At 72.0% G+C, this 17,653-nt stretch carries 16 protein-coding genes; 1 reads left to right on the plus strand and 15 read right to left on the minus strand.

From position 1 onward, the window contains the following. Positions 1 to 34: 34 nt before the first annotated feature. The 8 genes from pyrF to pyrR all read right to left on the minus strand — a co-directional run bounded on the left by pyrF (position 35) and on the right by pyrR (position 10,102). Positions 35 to 880 (minus strand): orotidine-5'-phosphate decarboxylase, encoded by an 846-nt coding sequence (gene pyrF, locus ACIHCX_RS20870; protein ID WP_400031518.1) that lies wholly within the window; start codon positions 878 to 880, stop codon positions 35 to 37. Next, complete coding sequence (locus ACIHCX_RS20875; RefSeq protein ID WP_400031519.1) at positions 877 to 1,992, minus strand: quinone-dependent dihydroorotate dehydrogenase; 1,116 nt, start codon at positions 1,990 to 1,992, stop codon at positions 877 to 879. The genes pyrF and ACIHCX_RS20875 overlap by 4 nt, the downstream gene beginning before the upstream one ends. A 110-nt stretch (positions 1,993 to 2,102) precedes the next feature. Beyond that, the gene (gene carB / locus ACIHCX_RS20880) at positions 2,103 to 5,411 is read right to left on the minus strand and encodes a carbamoyl-phosphate synthase large subunit (protein ID WP_400031521.1); all 3,309 of its coding nucleotides are present in this window, start codon (positions 5,409 to 5,411) and stop codon (positions 2,103 to 2,105) included. Then, complete coding sequence (carA, locus tag ACIHCX_RS20885; RefSeq protein ID WP_400031523.1) at positions 5,404 to 6,561, minus strand: glutamine-hydrolyzing carbamoyl-phosphate synthase small subunit; 1,158 nt, start codon at positions 6,559 to 6,561, stop codon at positions 5,404 to 5,406. The genes carB and carA overlap by 8 nt, the downstream gene beginning before the upstream one ends. Then, entirely contained in the window at positions 6,558 to 7,151 is a 594-nt protein-coding gene (locus ACIHCX_RS20890; RefSeq protein WP_400031525.1) for a hypothetical protein, read from the minus strand. The genes carA and ACIHCX_RS20890 overlap by 4 nt, the downstream gene beginning before the upstream one ends. Further along, positions 7,148 to 8,434: a dihydroorotase gene (locus tag ACIHCX_RS20895; protein WP_400031527.1), complete on the minus strand. Its 1,287-nt coding sequence runs from the start codon at positions 8,432 to 8,434 to the stop codon at positions 7,148 to 7,150. The genes ACIHCX_RS20890 and ACIHCX_RS20895 overlap by 4 nt, the downstream gene beginning before the upstream one ends. Before the next feature lie 5 nt (positions 8,435 to 8,439). Beyond that, positions 8,440 to 9,417, minus strand: coding sequence for an aspartate carbamoyltransferase catalytic subunit (locus tag ACIHCX_RS20900; protein WP_400031529.1), 978 nt, complete (start codon positions 9,415 to 9,417; stop codon positions 8,440 to 8,442). Between the two features lie 100 nt (positions 9,418 to 9,517). Continuing rightward, positions 9,518 to 10,102, minus strand: coding sequence for a bifunctional pyr operon transcriptional regulator/uracil phosphoribosyltransferase PyrR (gene pyrR / locus ACIHCX_RS20905; protein ID WP_400031531.1), 585 nt, complete (start codon positions 10,100 to 10,102; stop codon positions 9,518 to 9,520). Positions 10,103 to 10,355: 253 nt separating this feature from the next. Here pyrR and bldD point away from each other — a divergent pair, with 253 nt between their 5' ends. After that, positions 10,356 to 10,859, plus strand: a complete 504-nt coding sequence (gene bldD / locus ACIHCX_RS20910; protein WP_030166512.1) for a transcriptional regulator BldD — start codon at positions 10,356 to 10,358, stop codon at positions 10,857 to 10,859. Between the two features lie 229 nt (positions 10,860 to 11,088). Here bldD and nusB read toward each other — a convergent pair whose 3' ends face one another. The 7 genes from nusB to aroC form a co-directional block, all read right to left on the minus strand. Continuing rightward, positions 11,089 to 11,523, minus strand: coding sequence for a transcription antitermination factor NusB (nusB, locus tag ACIHCX_RS20915; protein WP_400031533.1), 435 nt, complete (start codon positions 11,521 to 11,523; stop codon positions 11,089 to 11,091). Between the two features lie 2 nt (positions 11,524 to 11,525). After that, complete coding sequence (efp, locus tag ACIHCX_RS20920) at positions 11,526 to 12,092, minus strand: elongation factor P (protein ID WP_400031535.1); 567 nt, start codon at positions 12,090 to 12,092, stop codon at positions 11,526 to 11,528. Between the two features lie 56 nt (positions 12,093 to 12,148). Next, positions 12,149 to 13,258, minus strand: a complete 1,110-nt coding sequence (locus ACIHCX_RS20925; RefSeq protein ID WP_400031537.1) for an aminopeptidase P family protein — start codon at positions 13,256 to 13,258, stop codon at positions 12,149 to 12,151. Positions 13,259 to 13,342: 84 nt separating this feature from the next. After that, a complete protein-coding gene (locus tag ACIHCX_RS20930; RefSeq protein WP_400031539.1) occupies positions 13,343 to 14,476 on the minus strand; it encodes a Pro-rich N-terminal domain-containing protein in 1,134 nt (377 codons plus the stop codon). 165 nt (positions 14,477 to 14,641) lie between these two features. Continuing rightward, positions 14,642 to 15,733 (minus strand): 3-dehydroquinate synthase, encoded by a 1,092-nt coding sequence (aroB, locus tag ACIHCX_RS20935; protein ID WP_400031541.1) that lies wholly within the window; start codon positions 15,731 to 15,733, stop codon positions 14,642 to 14,644. Further along, a complete protein-coding gene (locus tag ACIHCX_RS20940; protein WP_400032039.1) occupies positions 15,730 to 16,212 on the minus strand; it encodes a shikimate kinase in 483 nt (160 codons plus the stop codon). The genes aroB and ACIHCX_RS20940 overlap by 4 nt, the downstream gene beginning before the upstream one ends. Before the next feature lie 32 nt (positions 16,213 to 16,244). After that, on the minus strand, positions 16,245 to 17,429 hold the full coding sequence (aroC, locus tag ACIHCX_RS20945; RefSeq protein WP_400031543.1) for a chorismate synthase: 1,185 nt from the start codon (positions 17,427 to 17,429) through the stop codon (positions 16,245 to 16,247). Positions 17,430 to 17,653 lie beyond the last annotated feature (224 nt).

The following is a 17,653-nucleotide window of genomic DNA, read 5'->3' on the forward strand; positions in this document are numbered from 1 at the left end:
ACTCAGGTGGACCCCGCGCCGTCCGCTCGGGGACTCAGCCGCCGGTCACCGCGGTCCTGATCTCCTGAGCGAAGCGCTCCGCGGCACCCCGCAGCGCCCCCACCTCGGGACCGTGACGCAGAACACCCCGACTGACGCTCGGGACCACGTTGCGCACCGCGGAGCCGAACACCCGGGGAAGATCGGCCGGCGTCGCCCCCTGCGCGCCGATCCCCGGCGCGAGCAGCGGCCCGCCCATGTCCAGGTCGTACGACGACAGGTCGCCCAGCGTGGCCCCCACCACCGCGCCGAAGGACCCGAGCGGGGCCTGCCCCGCGTTCTCCTCGGCGAGGTGCGCGAGCACGGTCGCGCCGACGGTGCGGCCGTCGGGCCGCACGGCGTGCTGGACCTCGGCGCCCTCCGGGTTGGAGGTCAGCGCCAGCACGAACAGGCCCGCGCCGCTCTCCCGCGCCAGGTCGACCGCGGGCCGCAGCGACCCGTAGCCGAGGTACGGGGAGACGGTGAGCGCGTCCGAGAACAGCGGCGCGTCCTTGCGCAGGAACGACTCGGCGTAGGCGGCCATGGTCGAGCCGATGTCGCCGCGCTTGGCGTCCATGACGACCAGCGCACCGGCCGCCCGGGCCTCCTCGACGGACTTCTCCAGGACGGCGAGGCCGCGCGAGCCGAAGCGCTCGTAGAAGGCGCTCTGCGGCTTCAGGGCGGCCACCCGGCCGGCCAACGCCTCCACCACGGTGCGGCTGAACCGCTCCAGACCGGCCACGTCGTCGTTCAGGCCCCACTCGGCGAGCAGCGAGGCGTGCGGGTCGATGCCGACGCACAGCGGGCCGCGCTCGTCCATGGCACGGCGCAGACGCGCGCCGAAGGGTTCCACCGGGCTCATGCCGTCCGGCCTGCCTTCCTTACGTCGGCGCCGACCGCGTCGGCGAGGGTGGGGTACGGGCTGGTCTGCAGGCGCGCGGCGAGCCCCTTGTGGATCGCGCGGCTCCAGAAGGGCCCCTGGTAGATGAAGGCGCTGTAGCCCTGGACCAGGGTGGCGCCGGCCAGGATGCGCTGCCAGGCGTCCTCGGCGTTCTCGATGCCGCCGACGCCGACCAGGGTGATGCGGTCGCCCACGCGCGCGTAGAGGCGGCGCAGCACCTGGAGGGAGCGTGCCTTCAGCGGCGCGCCCGAGAGTCCGCCGGTCTCCTTCACCAGTGAGGGCCCGGACGTCAGGCCGAGTCCCTCGCGCGCGATGGTGGTGTTGGTGGCGATGATCCCGTCCAGGCCCAGCTCCACGGCGAGGTCGGCGACGGCGTCGACGTCCTCGTCGGCGAGGTCCGGCGCGATCTTCACGAGCAGCGGCACCCGGCGCCCCGGTACGGCACGGTCGGCGGCCTCGCGCACGGCGCCGAGCAGCGGGCGCAGCGCCTCGGTGGCCTGGAGGTCGCGCAGACCGGGGGTGTTCGGGGAGGAGACGTTGACGACCAGGTAGTCGGCGTACGGGGCCAGCCGCTCGGCGGACTTCACGTAGTCGGCGGCGGCCTCCTCCTCCGGGACGACCTTGGTCTTGCCGATGTTGACGCCGACGACGGTCCTGAACACGGGCGTGCGCGAGGCCAGGCGCGCGGCGACGGCGAGCGAGCCCTCGTTGTTGAAGCCCATCCGGTTGATCAGGGCTCGGTCCTCGACCAGCCGGAACAGCCGCTTCTTCGGGTTGCCGGGCTGCGGCTCCCCCGTGACCGTGCCGATCTCGACGTGGTCGAAGCCGAGCATCGACATCCCGTCGATCGCCACGGCGTTCTTGTCGAAGCCGGCGGCGAGCCCGAAGGGGCCGTGCATCCGCAGGCCGAGGGCCTCGGTGCGCAGCTCCTTGTGGCGGGGGGCGAGCACGGCGGCGGCGAAGGTGCGCAGCACCGGGACGCGGGCGGCGAGCCGGATCCAGCGGAAGGCCAGGTGGTGCGCCTGCTCCGGGTCCGTCCGCTGGAAGAACAGGCGGAAGAAAAGCTTGTACATCACTGGGTCACTGAGTCCTCGGGTGTCCTCGGGCGTCCCGGGGGCCTCATGGGTCCCCTGGGGTCCTCGTGAAGAGGGGGACACCGTTTCCGGTGTCCCCCTCGGGATCGCTAGTCGCGGGTCGCGGTCAGGAATCCCGCGTGTTCCTGGAGGGAGCGGACCCCCACGTCGCCGCGGTGGAGGGCGTCGATGCCCTGGACCGCCGCGGCCAGCGCCTGGACCGTGGTCAGGCACGGCACGGAGCGGGCCACGGCCGCGGTGCGGATCTCGTAGCCGTCGAGGCGGCCGCCGGTGCCGTACGGGGTGTTGACGATGAGGTCGACCTCGCCGTCGTGGATGAGCTGGACGATGGTCCGCTCGCCGTTCGGTCCGGTGCCCTGGGACTGCTTGCGCACCACCGTGGCGTTGATGCCGTTGCGCTTGAGCACCTCGGCCGTGCCGGAGGTGGCGAGCAGCTCGAAGCCGTGGGCGACCAGCTCACGGGCCGGGAAGATCATCGAGCGCTTGTCCCGGTTGGCGACCGAGATGAAGGCGCGGCCCTTGGTCGGCAGCGGACCGTAGGCCCCGGCCTGCGACTTGGCGTACGCGGTGCCGAAGACGGAGTCGATGCCCATGACCTCGCCGGTGGAGCGCATCTCGGGGCCGAGGACGGTGTCCACGCCGCGTCCGGAGGTGTCCCGGAAGCGGCTCCAGGGCAGCACGGCCTCCTTGACGGAGATCGGCGCGTCCAGCGGCAGCGTGCCGCCGTCGCCGTTCTTCGGCAGCAGCCCCTCCTGGCGCAGCTCGGCGATGGTCGCGCCCAGCGAGATCCGGGCGGCGGCCTTGGCGAGCGGCACGGCGGTCGCCTTGGAGGTGAAGGGGACCGTACGGGAGGCGCGCGGGTTGGCCTCCAGGACGTAGAGGATGTCGCCGGACAGCGCGAACTGGATGTTGATCAGACCGCGGACCCCGACACCGCGCGCGATGGCCTCGGTGGAGGCCCGCAGCCGCTTGATGTCGTACCCGCCGAGCGTGATCGGCGGGAGCGCGCACGCCGAGTCGCCGGAGTGGATGCCGGCCTCCTCGATGTGCTCCATGACGCCGCCGAGGTACAGCTCCTCGCCGTCGTAGAGGGCGTCGACGTCGATCTCTATGGCGTCGTCGAGGAACCGGTCGACGAGCACCGGGCGGGAGGGGCTGATCTCGGTCGACTCGGCGATGTACGCCTCCAGGCGCGCCTCGTCGTACACGATCTCCATGCCGCGGCCGCCCAGCACGTAGGACGGGCGGACCAGGACCGGGTAGCCGATCTCGTCGGCGATGGTCTTGGCCTGGGCGAAGGTGGTGGCGGTGCCGTGCTTGGGGGCCGGCAGGCCCGCCTCGGCCAGCACCTGGCCGAAGGCGCCCCGGTCCTCGGCCGCGTGGATCGCCTCGGGCGAGGTGCCGACGACCGGCACGCCGTTGTCCTTCAGGGCCTGCGCCAGGCCCAGCGGGGTCTGGCCGCCGAGCTGGACGACGACTCCGGCGATCGGGCCGGCCTGCCGCTCCGCGTGGACGATCTCCAGGACGTCCTCGAGGGTCAGCGGCTCGAAGTAGAGCCGGTCGGAGGTGTCGTAGTCGGTGGAGACGGTCTCCGGGTTGCAGTTGACCATCACGGTCTCGTACCCGGCGTCGTGCAGCGCGAAGGAGGCGTGCACGCAGGAGTAGTCGAACTCGATGCCCTGGCCGATGCGGTTCGGTCCGGAGCCCAGGATGATCACCGCGGGCTTCTCGCGCGGGGCGACCTCGTTCTCCTCGTCGTAGGAGGAGTAGAAGTACGGCGTCCTCGCGGCGAACTCGGCGGCGCAGGTGTCGACCGTCTTGTAGACCGGGCGGATGCCGAGGGCGTGCCGCACCTCGCGGACCACGTCCTCGCGCAGGCCCCGGATCTCGGCGATCTGCTGGTCGGAGAAGCCGTGCCGCTTGGCCTCGGCGAGCAGTTCGGCGGTCAGCTCGGGCGCCTCGGCCAGTTCGTCGGCGATCTCCTTGATCAGGAAGAGCTGGTCGACGAACCACGGGTCGATCTTCGTGGCGTCGAAGACCTCCTCGGGCGTGGCGCCCGCGCGGATGGCCTGCATGACCGCGTTGATCCGGCCGTCGGTCGGGCGCACCGCCTCGCGCAGCATCTCGTGCTTGTCGCCGGGCTCGCCGACGAACGTGAACCGGCTGCCCTTCTTCTCCAGCGAGCGCAGCGCCTTCTGGAGGGCCTCGGTGAAGTTGCGGCCGATGGCCATGGCCTCGCCGACCGACTTCATGGTGGTGGTCAGCGTGGAGTCGGCCTGCGGGAACTTCTCGAAGGCGAACCGGGGCGCCTTGACGACCACGTAGTCGAGGGTCGGCTCGAAGGAGGCCGGGGTCTCGCGCGTGATGTCGTTGGGGATCTCGTCGAGGGTGTAGCCGACGGCGAGCTTGGCGGCGATCTTGGCGATGGGGAAGCCGGTCGCCTTGGAGGCGAGCGCGGAGGACCGCGACACGCGCGGGTTCATCTCGATGACGATGACCCGGCCGTCCTCGGGGTTGACCGCGAACTGGATGTTGCAGCCGCCGGTGTCGACGCCGACCTCGCGGATGACGGCGATGCCGATGTCGCGCAGGATCTGGTACTCGCGGTCGGTCAGCGTCATCGCCGGGGCGACGGTGATGGAGTCGCCGGTGTGCACGCCCATCGGGTCGAAGTTCTCGATGGAGCAGACGACCACGACGTTGTCGTGCTTGTCGCGCATCAGCTCCAGCTCGTACTCCTTCCAGCCGAGGATGGACTCCTCCAGGAGCACCTCGGTGGTCGGCGAGAGGGTGAGGCCCTGTCCGGCGATGCGGCGCAGTTCCTCCTCGTCGTGCGCGAAGCCGGAGCCGGCGCCGCCCATGGTGAAGGAGGGGCGGACCACGACCGGGTAGCCGCCGAGCTCGTCGACGCCGGCGATCACCTCGTCCATGGTGTGGCAGATCACGGAGCGGGCGGACTCGCCGTGCCCGGTCCTGCGCCGGACGGCCTCCACGACCGCCTTGAACTGCTCGCGGTCCTCGCCCTTGTGGATGGCCTGGACGTTGGCGCCGATCAGTTCGACGCCGTACTTCTCCAGGACGCCGTTGTCGTGCAGCGAGATGGCGGTGTTGAGCGCGGTCTGGCCGCCCAGGGTGGGCAGCAGGGCGTCGGGGCGCTCCTTGGCGATGATCTTCTCGACGAACTCCGGGGTGATCGGCTCGACGTAGGTGGCGTCGGCGATCTCCGGGTCGGTCATGATCGTCGCCGGGTTGGAGTTGACGAGGACGACCCTGAGGCCCTCGGCCTTCAGGACGCGGCACGCCTGGGTGCCGGAGTAGTCGAACTCGGCGGCCTGGCCGATGACGATCGGGCCGGAGCCGATGACCAGGACGGACTGGATATCGGTGCGCTTAGGCACGCTGGCCCTCCATCGGGACTGTGCTCATCAAAGACGTGAAGCGGTCGAACAGGTAGGCGGCGTCGTGGGGTCCCGCTGCCGCTTCGGGGTGGTACTGCACGCTGAAGGCCGGCTTGTCGAGCAGTTGGAGGCCCTCCACCACGTTGTCATTGAGGCAGACGTGGGAGACCTCGACACGGCCGAAGGGGGTGTCGGAGACCCGGTCGACGGGGGCGTCGACGGCGAAGCCGTGGTTGTGCGCGGTGACCTCGACCTTGCCGGTCGTACGGTCCTGCACCGGCTGGTTGATGCCGCGATGGCCGTACTTCAGCTTGTAGGTGCCGAAGCCGAGCGCGCGGCCGAGGATCTGGTTGCCGAAGCAGATGCCGAACAGCGGCGTGCCGCGCTCCAGGACGCCCCGCATGACGGAGACGGCGTGGTCGGCGGTGGCCGGGTCGCCGGGGCCGTTGGAGAAGAACACCCCGTCCGGGTCGACCGCGTACACGTCCTCGACCGTGGCCGTGGCGGGCAGCACGTGCACCTCGATGCCGCGCTCGGCCATGCGGTGCGGGGTCATGCCCTTGATACCGAGGTCGATCGCCGCGACGGTGAACTTCTTGTCGCCGATCGCGGGAACGACGTACGCCTCCGTGGTGGCCACCTCGGCGGACAGGTCCGCGCCCTCCATCCGGGGGGACTCGAGGACCCGGGCCAGCAGCGTGGCGTCGTCCTGGACGGCCTCCCCGCTGAAGACGCCGACGCGCATGGCGCCACGGTCGCGCAGGTGGCGGGTGAGGGCGCGGGTGTCGATGCCGCTGATGCCGACGACGCCCTGCGCGGCGAGCTCCTCGTCCAGGGTGCGCCGGGCACGCCAGTTGGAGGGCCGGCGGGCGGGGTCGCGCACCACGTAGCCGGAGACCCAGATCCGCTTCGACTCGGGGTCCTCGTCGTTGACGCCGGTGTTGCCGACGTGCGGGGCCGTCATGACGACGACCTGGCGGTGGTAGGACGGGTCGGTGAGGGTCTCCTGGTAGCCGGTCATGCCGGTGGAGAACACGGCCTCGCCGAACGTCTCCCCCACGGCCCCGTAGGCACGGCCGCGGAAGATCCGGCCGTCCTCCAGGACGAGTACGGCGGGAACCCTCGAGGTTCCCCTGGTGGAGGTGGTCATCGTTCGGCGCCTTCCGTGCTGTTCTTCTCGATCATGGTGTTGAGGGCCTCGACCCACTCGGTGTGCTCGGCCGCCCGGTCGGAGCGGAACCCGGAGTCGATCAGGCGTTCGCCGTGTTCCCAGGTCACGACGAGCAGGCCGCCCTCGGTGAGCACCTTGCCGGCGATGCCCTTGTCGAGCCGGGCGCCGCGCAGCCGCGCGGCCGGGACGAAGAAGTCGTCCGCTCCGGGGCGCACCACGTCCAGGCCCGTGCCCGTCAGGGTCAGCTCGGCCCGGCTGCGGGTGCCCAGGCCGCGCGCCACGATGCGGTCCAGCCACTGTCCGGCGGTGGTGGAGCCGTGGTAGCGGCCGGTCATCGTCAGTGTCGCCGGGCCGGGGTCCTCCGGCGCGCTCGGCAGTTCGGGCAGGTCGCCCTGGAGGGTGGCGCGCCACTTCCAGCCCTCGCGCATCAGCCAGTAGACGAGGGCGATGAAGAGGACGAGGCCGATCAGCCAGCCGATGCGGGCGGCCCAGTCGGTGACCGCGGCCGACTTCCCTTCCGCGGCGACTTCGGTCGCGAGCCCGGCTGCGAGCAGAGGTGCAGGTGTCACGTGAGCTTCCCGTCGACGAGCGTGGCCTTGCCCCGGAGCCAGGTGTGGGTGACACGGCCCGGCAGCTCACGTCCCTCGTAGGGGGTGTTGCGGCTGCGTGAGGCGAAGCCCGCGGGGTCCACCTGCCCACGGTATGCCGTGTCGACCAGCGTGAGGTTGGCGGGCTCACCTGCCGAGACGGGGCGTCCGTGGCCGGTGGCCCGCCCGATCCGGGCCGGGGAGAAGGACATGCGGTCCGCGACGCCCGCCCAGTCGAGCAGTCCGGTGTCGACCATGGTCTCCTGGACCACCGAGAGGGCGGTCTCCAGGCCGACCATGCCCATGGCGGCCGCGGCCCACTCGCAGTCCTTGTCCTCGTGGGGGTGCGGGGCGTGGTCGGTGGCGACGATGTCGATGGTGCCGTCGGCGAGCGCCTCGCGCAGGGCGTGCACGTCCCGCTCGGTGCGCAGCGGCGGGTTGACCTTGTAGACCGGGTTGTAGGTGCGCACCAGCTCGTCGGTGAGGAGCAGGTGGTGCGGGGTGACCTCGGCGGTGACCCGGATGCCGCGGGACTTGGCCCAGCGGACGATCTCGACGCTGCCCGCGGTCGACAGGTGGCAGATGTGGACGCGGGAGCCGACGTGCTCGGCGAGCAGGACGTCGCGGGCGATGACCGACTCCTCGGCCACGGCCGGCCAGCCGCCCAGGCCCAGTTCGGCGGAGACGACGCCTTCGTTCATCTGGGCGCCCTCGGTCAGCCGCGGCTCCTGCGCGTGCTGGGCGACGACACCGTCGAAGGCCTTCACGTACTCCAGCGCCCGGCGCATGATCACCGCGTCGTCGACGCACTTGCCGTCGTCGGAGAAGACGGTGACCCCGGCGGCCGACTCGTGCATGGCGCCGAGTTCGGCGAGCTTCCTGCCCTCCAGGCCGACCGTGACGGCGCCGATGGGCCGCACGTCGCAGTAGCCGTGCTCCCGGCCCAGCCGCCAGACCTGCTCGACGACGCCGGCGGTGTCGGCGACCGGGAAGGTGTTGGCCATGGCGAACACGGCGGTGAAGCCGCCGGAGGCGGCCGCCCGGGTGCCGGTCAGGACGGTCTCGGAGTCCTCGCGGCCCGGTTCGCGCAGGTGGGTGTGCAGGTCGACCAGGCCCGGCAGCAGCACCTTGCCGTCGGCCTCGACGATCTCGGCGCCCTCGGCGGACAGCCCGGCGCCGACCGCTTCGACGACCTCGCCGTCGATCAGGACGTCCTGCGGCGCGCCGCCGAGCACCTTGGCACCACGGATCAGGATCTTGCTCATGTGTGTTACTTCTCCTCGGTGGTGCGGGCTTGGGGGGCGGGTTCCATGCCGCCGAGCAGCAGGTACAGCACGGCCATGCGGATGGAGACGCCGTTGGCGACCTGCTCGACGGCGGTGCAGCGGTCGGAGTCGGCGACCTCGGCGGTGATCTCCATGCCGCGGACCATCGGGCCGGGGTGCATCACGATGGCGTGCTCGGGCATCTTCGCCATGCGGTCGCCGTCAAGACCGTAGCGCCGCGAGTACTCGCGCTCGGTCGGGAAGAAGGCGGCGTTCATCCGCTCGCGCTGCACGCGGAGCATCATCACCGCGTCGGACTTGGGCAGCGTGGCGTCGAGGTCGTAGGAGACCTCGCAGGGCCAGGTCTCGACACCGATGGGCAGCAGGGTCGGCGGGGCGACCAGGGTGACGTCGGCGCCGAGGGTGTGCAGCAGGTCGACGTTGGACCGGGCCACCCGGCTGTGCAGCACGTCGCCGACGAGGGTGACGTGCCGGCCGGACAGGTCGTGGCCGAGGCCCGCGTCCCTGCCGACCAGCCGGCGGCGCAGGGTGAAGGCGTCGAGCAGGGCCTGGGTGGGGTGCTGGTGGGTGCCGTCGCCCGCGTTGATGACTGCGGCGTCGATCCAGCCGGAGTTGGCCAGCCGGTACGGGGCCCCCGAGGCGCCGTGCCGGATGACCACGGCGTCGACGCCCATGGCCTCCAGGGTCTGGGCGGTGTCCTTCAGGGACTCGCCCTTGGACACCGACGATCCCTTGGCGGTGAAGTTGATGACGTCCGCGGACAGCCGCTTCTCCGCGGCCTCGAAGGAGATCCGCGTGCGGGTGGAGTCCTCGAAGAAGAGGTTGACGACGGTGCGGCCGCGCAGGGTCGGCAGTTTCTTGATCGGCCGGTCGGCGACCCGGGCCATCTCCTCGGCGGTGTCGAGGATCAGGACGGCGTCGTCGCGGGTGAGGTCGGCGGCCGAGATGAGATGACGCTGCATCTGTCAGGCTCCGTAAGGCGGTTCATTCGGGAGAATTGGGGCAGACGGGCGCGTGCCAGGGCACACGCGCGGGGCGTACGGCGGTGCGTACGCGCGCGTGTTACGGCTGTTCGCCCTGGGCGGCCGGCTTGGCGCCGAGCAGCACGGTGTCGCGACCGTCCTCCTCGGCGAGCAGGACCTTGACCGTCTCCCGCAGCGACGTGGGGAGGTTCTTGCCGACGTAGTCGGCGCGGATCGGCAGTTCGCGGTGGCCGCGGTCGACGAGGACGGCGAGCTGCACCGCGCGCGGGCGCCCGATGTCGTTCAGGGCGTCGAGGGCGGCGCGGATGGTGCGGCCCGAGAAGAGCACGTCGTCGACGAGGACGACCAGGCGGCCGTCGACGCCGTCACCGGGGATCTCGGTGCGGGCCAGCGCACGCGGGGGCTGCATGCGCAGGTCGTCGCGGTACATGGTGATGTCGAGCGAGCCGCAGGGGAGCTTGCGCTCGGTGATCTGCTCGAGTTTGGCGGCGAGCCGCTGGGCGAGGAAGACGCCCCGGGTCGGAATGCCGAGGAGCACCACGTCGTCGGCGCCCTTGGCGCGCTCGACGATCTCGTGGGCGATGCGGGTCAGCACCCGCGCGATGTCGGGTCCCTCGAGAACGGGCCGGGCATCTGAGGCTTGCGTGTTCGCGTGCGTGTCCATACGAAACGGACCTCCTTCTCCGCCTCACGGGACGGACCTTAAAGGACGTCGGAATTGCGCCATACACGCTACCAGGTGCCGGAGGCCCCCCGATCACCCCCTTGGCGCAACCCGCCGCGGCTACCACGGAAGCGGCGCTGCGGACCATTCGGCTTGACGCGGCAGAGTAACGCTGCGTAACCTCACAGTGAGTTACCAGCCGCGCGGCGTGGCAAAGAAGCAAGTCGCGTCGACACAGTGTCCGGGGAGCCATATGTCCAGCGAATACGCCAAACAGCTCGGGGCCAAGCTCCGGGCGATCCGCACACAGCAGGGCCTTTCCCTCCACGGTGTCGAGGAGAAGAGCCAGGGACGCTGGAAGGCGGTCGTAGTCGGTTCGTACGAGCGCGGCGACCGCGCCGTGACCGTGCAGCGCCTCGCCGAGCTGGCGGACTTCTACGGGGTTCCGGTGCAGGAGCTGCTGCCGGGCACCACCCCGGGCGGCGCCGCCGAGCCCCCGCCGAAGCTGGTCCTCGACCTGGAGCGGCTGGCCACGGTGCCGGCCGAGAAGGCGGGCCCGCTGCAGCGGTACGCCGCCACGATCCAGTCGCAGCGCGGTGACTACAACGGCAAGGTGCTCTCCATCCGCCAGGACGACCTGCGCACACTCGCCGTCATCTACGACCAGTCGCCCTCGGTCCTCACCGAGCAGCTGATCAGCTGGGGCGTGCTGGACGCGGACGCGCGCCGCGCGGTGGCGTCCCACGAGGAGGGCTGACCGCTCCGCAGACCCAGCAGAAACGTGCCGCCGGGGTGGCCGGAACCAGAAGGTTCCGGCCACCCCGGCGGCTTTTCCGCAGGCCCTGAACGGACGGACACGGCCCTGGTGGGGCGGACCCGGTCGGACGGGGCCCGGGGCCTCGCACGGACGCCGAGGGGCCCGCAGCAGTCGTGCTGCGGGCCCCTGCGAGTCCGTCCGGCGCCGGCCCGGGCGGGCCGGCTCCTTCTCACGCCTGGTCGCGGCGGAGCGAGGGCTTGAGCTCCTTCAGACGGCACAGCAGGCCGTTGACGAACGAAGGCGACTCGTCCGTGGAGAACTCCTTCGCCAGCTGCACCATCTCGTCCAGCACGACGGCGTCCGGGGTCTCGTCGACCCAGACCAGCTCGTACGCGCCGAGCCGCAGGATGTTGCGGTCGACGACCGGCATGCGGTCCAGCGTCCAGCCGACCGCGTACTGCGCGATCAGCTCGTCGATCCGGGTCGCGTGCTCCGCGTAGCCCTCGACGAGCTGCATCGTGTACTCGCTCACCGGTGGCTGCCGGGTGTCGGTCCGGGACAGCCGGATCCAGTCGGCGAGGACCGTCAGGACGTCGGCGCCGCGCTGGTCGCCCTCGAAGAGGATCTGGAAGGCACGCTTGCGGGCCGTGTTGCGGGCAGCCACGGTTAGCTGTTCACCCGGCCGAGGTAGTCGCTGGTGCGGGTGTCGACCTTGATCTTCTCACCGGTGGTGATGAAGAGCGGGACCTGGATCTGGTGGCCGGTCTCCAGGGTGGCGGGCTTGGTGCCACCGGTGGAGCGGTCGCCCTGGACACCCGGCTCGGTCTCGGCGATGGTCAGCTCGACGGCGGCGGGCAGCTCGACGAAGAGCACCTCGCCCTCGTGCTGGGCGACGGTGGCCTCGAAGCCCTCGACCAGGAAGTGGGCGGTGTCGCCGACGGCCTTGCGGTCGACGTGCAGCTGGTCGTAGGTCTCCATGTCCATGAAGACGAAGTAGTCGCCGTCCATGTAGGAGAACTGCATGTCACGCTTGTCGACGGTGGCCGTTTCGACCTTGACGCCGGCGTTGAACGTCTTGTCGACGGTCTTCCCGGAGAGCACGTTCTTGAGCTTGGTGCGCACGAAGGCCGGGCCCTTGCCGGGCTTGACGTGCTGGAACTCGACGACGGACCAGAGCTGGCCGCCTTCGAGCTTGAGCACCATGCCGTTCTTGAGGTCGTTCGTGGAAGCCACGGTTGCGGAATCTCCTGGACTGACGTACGACCCCGGGGCAGGCGCGCAGCGCGAGGCTAGAGCGCGAGGAGCTCCTTGGTCGTGATGGTGAGTAGCTCGGGTCCGCCGTCCGCCTCGGGGCGTACGACGAGCGTGTCATCGATCCGGACACCGCCCCGGCCCGGGAGGTGGACCCCCGGTTCGACGGTGACCGGCACGCAAGCGTCCAGTTTACCCATGGCTGAAGGGGCCAGCTGCGGGTCCTCGTCGATTTCTAGTCCGACCCCGTGCCCGGTGAGGGGTTGCAGGCTCTCGGCGAACCCGGCCGAATCCAGTACCTGGCGTGCGGCGCGGTCCACATCGCGGTAGGCGGCGCCGGGGGCCAGGGCCTCCCGTCCGGCCCGCTGGGCGGCGAAGACCAGGTCGTAGAGCTGGATCTGCCAGTCCGCGGGAGACGTGCCGATCACGAAGGTGCGGCCGATCTCGCAGCGGTAGCCGCGGTAGGCGGCGCCCAGGCACACCGTGAGGAAGTCGCCCTCCTCGACCCGCCGGTCGGTGGGCCGGTGGCCGCGGCGGCCGGAGTTCGGGCCGGTGGCCACGGAGGTCGGGAAGGCGGGCCCGTCGGCGCCGTGGTCGACGAGCCGCCGCTCCAGCTCCAGGGCGAGATGGCGCTCGGTGCGGCCGACCAGGATGGACTCCAGCAGTTCGCCGAGGGCCTGGTCGGCGATCTCGGCGCCGATCCTCAGACAGGAGATCTCCTCCTCGTCCTTGACGACCCTGAGCTGCTCGACCGCACAGCCCAGATCGGCCAGGCGCAGCCCGGGCGCCACCGAGCCGAGGGCGTGGTAGCGGGCCACCGTGAGGTGGTGCTCCTCCACGGCGAGCGAGTCGGCGCCCTGGGTCCGGGCGTGGTCGGCGGCGGCGACGGCCGGGTCGCCGCCGGAGGGTTGGGGCAGGACCTGCACCGGCAGCGCCTCGTCGGGCCGGACCTCGCCGGGCCGGTCGTCCGGCGGGCTCTGGCACACCAGCAGGTCCTCGCGCCTGCCGAGAAGCAGGACGGCACCCTGCGGGGCTGCTCCCGCCAGGTACCGCACATTGGCGGGACGAGTCACCAGGGCCGCCGCGCTGCCGCCCGCGTTGCAGCGCTCCCTCAGCCGGGTCCGGCGGGCCGCGTACACCTCTGACATGAACCGAGCGTAAGAGTCATGGCTCAATATCGCCGTTCGAGAGGTCCGAGTGGGTCTGCCGGATGCCGGGCTTCGCGGCGCGTGCTACCAGTTCGGGGGGCTGGCGATGGCTCGGGACAGGACCTCGTCCAGGACGCGGGCCGTGGCCGGGACGTCGAGTTGGGAGTTGTCGATGATGGGGAGGCCGGAGCCGTACCAGCCGGCCATGCGGCCGTGGATACGGGCGACCTCCTCGTCGGTCAGCCGGCGGTTGCCGCTGCGCTCGGCGTTGCGCTCCAGGACGATGTCCAGTCCGGGCAGCAGCACGACCGGGAGCAGGCCGGGGCCGACATGACGCTTCCAGCCACCGAGCCCGACCACCGGGCGGTCGGGGAAGACGGCGTCGTCGAGGATGCACGAGATGCCGTTGGCGAGGAAGTTGCGGGCGGCGAAGCCGCAGGTGCGGCGGGCGAGCCGGTACTGCGCCTCGGAGTGGTCGTTCCATCCCGACTGCGGGTCGGCGAAGCCGGAGCGCACCCACTCGCGGACGTCGTCGAGGCTGATGTGCGCGGTGGGCACGCGGCGGTGGTCGGCCCAGTACTTGGCGACGCTCGTCTTGCCCGCGCCCGCCGGTCCGATCAGCAGCACCGCCAGCGTGGTGGTGGTCGGGTCGGGCGCGGTCTGGGCCGGCGGCACGCTGGGCATGCCGACCGGGCCGCCCGGCGGCAGCCGCACGTGACCGGTGGCGTCCGGCGCGGCCGGCGCGGCGGTCGGCGGGACCGCGGGGGCCGGCTGATGGGGTCCCTGGGAGTGCGGGCTCTGCGGACTCCGGGGGTGCGGTGCCGCCGGGGGCGGGCCCTGAGGACGCGGATTCTGCGGCTGCGGAGCCGACGGAGGCGGGCCCTGGTGGCGCGGTGCCGACGGAGGCGGACTCTGAGGGTGCGGAGCCGACGGAGGCGGACCCTGAGGATGCGGGCGCTGTGGCTGGGGAGCCGACGGATGTGGGCCCTGGGGGCGCGGAGCCGACGGGGGTGGGACGGGTGGTTGGCCGCCCGGCAGTTGCGGGGCCGGGGCGCCGGGGTAGCCCGACGCCGGAGGCGGCGGGGGCACGGGCGCGGAGCCCTGGGGTGCGCCCGGGTGCCGCGGCCCCGGCTGATGTGCGGCCGACGACCAGCCGGCGGCCGGTCCGTGCCCCGGCTGGTGGGGCGGCGGCAGCGGTGAACCCACTGCGTGCTGCATCCGGTGCGACTCCGTCTCGTACGGGGCGATGGGCGCCGGCAGCGGGTCCGAGCCCCGCCGCCTACCGAACGGTACCGTCCCCGGCCGCCCTGTGGTGAACGGCCCGGGACGGTCCGAAGTGCCCGTCCCGGCAGGCAGAACGGGTCGGATGCCGCGTGGTGGGACTTACTCACCGACCTCGCCGTACGCGCCGAGCAGCACGGCCGGGTCGGGGCCTTCCAGGACGGTGGGCTTGGCGAGCCCGTCCAGGACGATGAAGCGCAGCAGGTCGCCACGGGACTTCTTGTCGACCTTCATCGTCTCCAGCAGCTTGGGCCACTGGTCGTAGCGGTAGTGCAGCGGCAGGCCCACCGATTCGAGGATCGTGCGGTGGCGGTCGGCCGTGGCGTCGTCCAACCGGCCCGCCAGCCGGCCGAGTTCGGCGGCGAAGTGCATGCCGACGGCGACCGCCGCGCCGTGCCGCCACTTGTACCGCTCGTTCTTCTCGATCGCGTGGCCCAGCGTGTGGCCGTAGTTGAGGATCTCGCGCAGGCCCGACTCCTTGAGGTCGGCGGAGACGACCTCCGCCTTGACCCTGATGGACCGTTCGACGAGTTCGGCGGTGTGCGGGCCGGCCGGGGTGCGGGCGGCCTCCGGGTCCGACTCGATGAGGTCGAGGATCACCGGGTCGGCGATGAAGCCCGCCTTGATGACCTCGGCCAGTCCGGACACGTAGTCGTGGACCGGGAGGGAGTCCAGGGCAGCGAGGTCGCACAGCACACCGGCGGGCGGGTGGAAGGCGCCCACGAGGTTCTTGCCCTCGGCGGTGTTGATGCCGGTCTTGCCACCGACGGCCGCGTCCACCATGGCCAGCACGGTGGTCGGGACGGCGATCCAGCGCACCCCGCGCAGCCAGGTGGCGGCCACGAATCCGGCCAGGTCGGTGGTGGCGCCGCCGCCCACGCCCACGATGACGTCGGTGCGGGTGAACCCGCACTGGCCGAGCGCCTTCCAGCAGTAGGCGGCGACCTCCGCGGTCTTGGCCTCCTCCGCGTTCGGCACCTGGATGGCGACGGCCTCGTAGCCCTGCTCGGCCAGGTCGGCGCGGAGCGCGTCCCCGGTCTCGGCAAGGGCCTCGGGGTGGATCACGGCGACCCGCTTGGCCTTCGCGCCGACCAAACTGGTGAGTTCACCCAGGAGCCGACGGCCGACCAGGACGTCGTACGCCTCGGTGCCGGCCGTGCCGGCGATGTGGATCCGCGTGACCGGCTCGCTCATGCTTCCTTCAACTCCAGTGCGTCCAGGGCGGCTTGGGTGACCTCTTCCGGGGTGCGCCCGTCGGTCGGCACGACCGCGGTGGCGACCTCCTCGTACAGGTGCCGCCGGGCCTCCATCAACTCGCGCCACTGCTTGCGCGGGTTGACGGCGAGCAGCGGGCGGGCCACGTTGAGCCCGGTGCGCCGGACGGCCTCCTCGACGTCCATCGACAGGTAGACCACGCGTGCTCCGGCGAGCAGCGCGCGCGTGTCCTCGTCGAGGACCGCGCCGCCGCCGAGGGCCAGTACGCCGTCGTGCTCGGCCAGCGCCCGGCGCACCGCCTCCTTCTCCATCGCGCGGAAGGCGGGCTCGCCCTCGTCCACGAAGATCTCGGAGATGGCGCGGCCCTGCCCGGCCACGATGTCGTCGTCGGTGTCCCGGTAGGCGACGCCCAGGCGGTCGGCGAGCAGGTGTCCCACCGTGGACTTGCCCACGCCCATCGGGCCGACCAGGACGAGAAGCGGCGCCGCGGTCACCGGATCGCCAGGTTCTCGAGGTACGACCGCACGTTGCGGCGGGTCTCCGGCACGCTGTCGCCGCCGAACTTCTCCGCGACGGCGTCGGCGAGGACGAGGGCCACCATGGCCTCGGCCACGATGCCGGCGGCCGGCACCGCGCACACGTCGGAGCGCTGGTGGTGGGCCTGCGCGGCCTCGCCGGTGGAGACGTCCACGGTCCGCAGGGCCCGCGGCACGGTCGCGATCGGCTTCATCGCGGCACGCACCCGCAGCAGTTCGCCGGTGGTCAGCCCGCCCTCGGTGCCGCCGGAGCGGCCCGTCGCGCGCCGGATGCCGTCGTCGGTGGTGACGATCTCGTCGTGGGCCTTGGAGCCGGGCACCCGCGCCAGGTCGAAGCCGTCGCCGACCTCGACACCCTTGATCGCCTGGATGCCCATGAGCGCGGCCGCAAGCCGGGCGTCGAGCCGCCGGTCCCAGTGCACGTGGGAGCCCAGGCCCACCGGCACGCCGTACGCCAGCACCTCCACCACGCCGCCGAGCGTGTCGCCGTCCTTGTGGGCCTGGTCGATCTCCGCGACCATCGCCTTGGAGGCGTCCGCGTCCAGGCAGCGCACCGGGTCCGCGTCCAGCTTCTCCACGTCCGCCGGGGTCGGGTACACGCCGTAGGGCGCCTTGGCCGCGGCGAGTTCGACGACGTGGCTGACGATCTCGATGCCCGCGGTCTCCTTCAGGTACGACCGGGCCACCGCACCCAGTGCGACGCGGGCCGCGGTCTCGCGGGCGGAGGCCCGCTCCAGCACCGGCCGGGCCTCGTCGAAGCCGTACTTCTGCATGCCCGCCAGATCGGCGTGCCCGGGGCGGGGCCGGGTCAGCGGCGCGTTGCGCGCGACCTCGGCCAGCTCCGCCGGGTCGACCGGGTCGGCGGCCATGACCTTCTCCCACTTGGGCCACTCGGTGTTGCCCACCATGATCGCCACCGGGGAGCCGAGGGTGAGGCCGTGCCGGACGCCGCCGAGGAAGGTGACCTCGTCCCGTTCGAACTTCATCCGGGCACCGCGCCCATAGCCCAGGCGCCGCCGTGCGAGATGGTCCGCCACCGTCTCCGTGGTGATGGGCACGCCGGCGGGAAGGCCCTCCAGCGTGGCGACGAGTGCGGGGCCGTGGGACTCCCCCGCGGTCAGCCAGCGCAACCTGCTCAACGGTGCTCCTCATGCTCGCGCGCCCTGGTACTGCCCCTGCGTACGCGCGTCCTCGCGCGTGGTGCCGGCACGGCCGGGTGCGCGACCCCGGGGTGCCGTCTCCGATCCTCCCACGTCCGGCCCCGGGATCCGGCCGCCGGTCCAGCAGACGGACGGGCGCGGCCCGGTCTCCGGGGCACGGTCGGCGCCCCCGGCGACTGCGGCGGAACCTTGTTTGCGGCGGA

Origin of the sequence: Streptomyces sp. NPDC052043 (assembly GCF_044548235.1) — a bacterium.
Classification (GTDB): Bacteria; Actinomycetota; Actinomycetes; order Streptomycetales; family Streptomycetaceae; genus Streptomyces.

Coding starts and splice junctions, on each gene's coding strand:
- pyrF (WP_400031518.1), bottom strand. CDS start 880: ATGAGCCCGGTGGAACCCTTCGGCGCGCGTCTGCGCCGTGCCATGGAC.
- ACIHCX_RS20875 (WP_400031519.1), bottom strand. CDS start 1,992: ATGTACAAGCTTTTCTTCCGCCTGTTCTTCCAGCGGACGGACCCGGAG.
- carA (WP_400031523.1), bottom strand. CDS start 6,561: ATGACCACCTCCACCAGGGGAACCTCGAGGGTTCCCGCCGTACTCGTC.
- ACIHCX_RS20895 (WP_400031527.1), bottom strand. CDS start 8,434: ATGAGCAAGATCCTGATCCGTGGTGCCAAGGTGCTCGGCGGCGCGCCG.
- ACIHCX_RS20900 (WP_400031529.1), bottom strand. CDS start 9,417: ATGCAGCGTCATCTCATCTCGGCCGCCGACCTCACCCGCGACGACGCC.
- pyrR (WP_400031531.1), bottom strand. CDS start 10,102: ATGGACACGCACGCGAACACGCAAGCCTCAGATGCCCGGCCCGTTCTC.
- bldD (WP_030166512.1), top strand. CDS start 10,356: ATGTCCAGCGAATACGCCAAACAGCTCGGGGCCAAGCTCCGGGCGATC.
- ACIHCX_RS20925 (WP_400031537.1), bottom strand. CDS start 13,258: ATGTCAGAGGTGTACGCGGCCCGCCGGACCCGGCTGAGGGAGCGCTGC.
- ACIHCX_RS20930 (WP_400031539.1), bottom strand. CDS start 14,476: ATGCAGCACGCAGTGGGTTCACCGCTGCCGCCGCCCCACCAGCCGGGG.
- aroB (WP_400031541.1), bottom strand. CDS start 15,733: ATGAGCGAGCCGGTCACGCGGATCCACATCGCCGGCACGGCCGGCACC.
- ACIHCX_RS20940 (WP_400032039.1), bottom strand. CDS start 16,212: ATGGGCGTGGGCAAGTCCACGGTGGGACACCTGCTCGCCGACCGCCTG.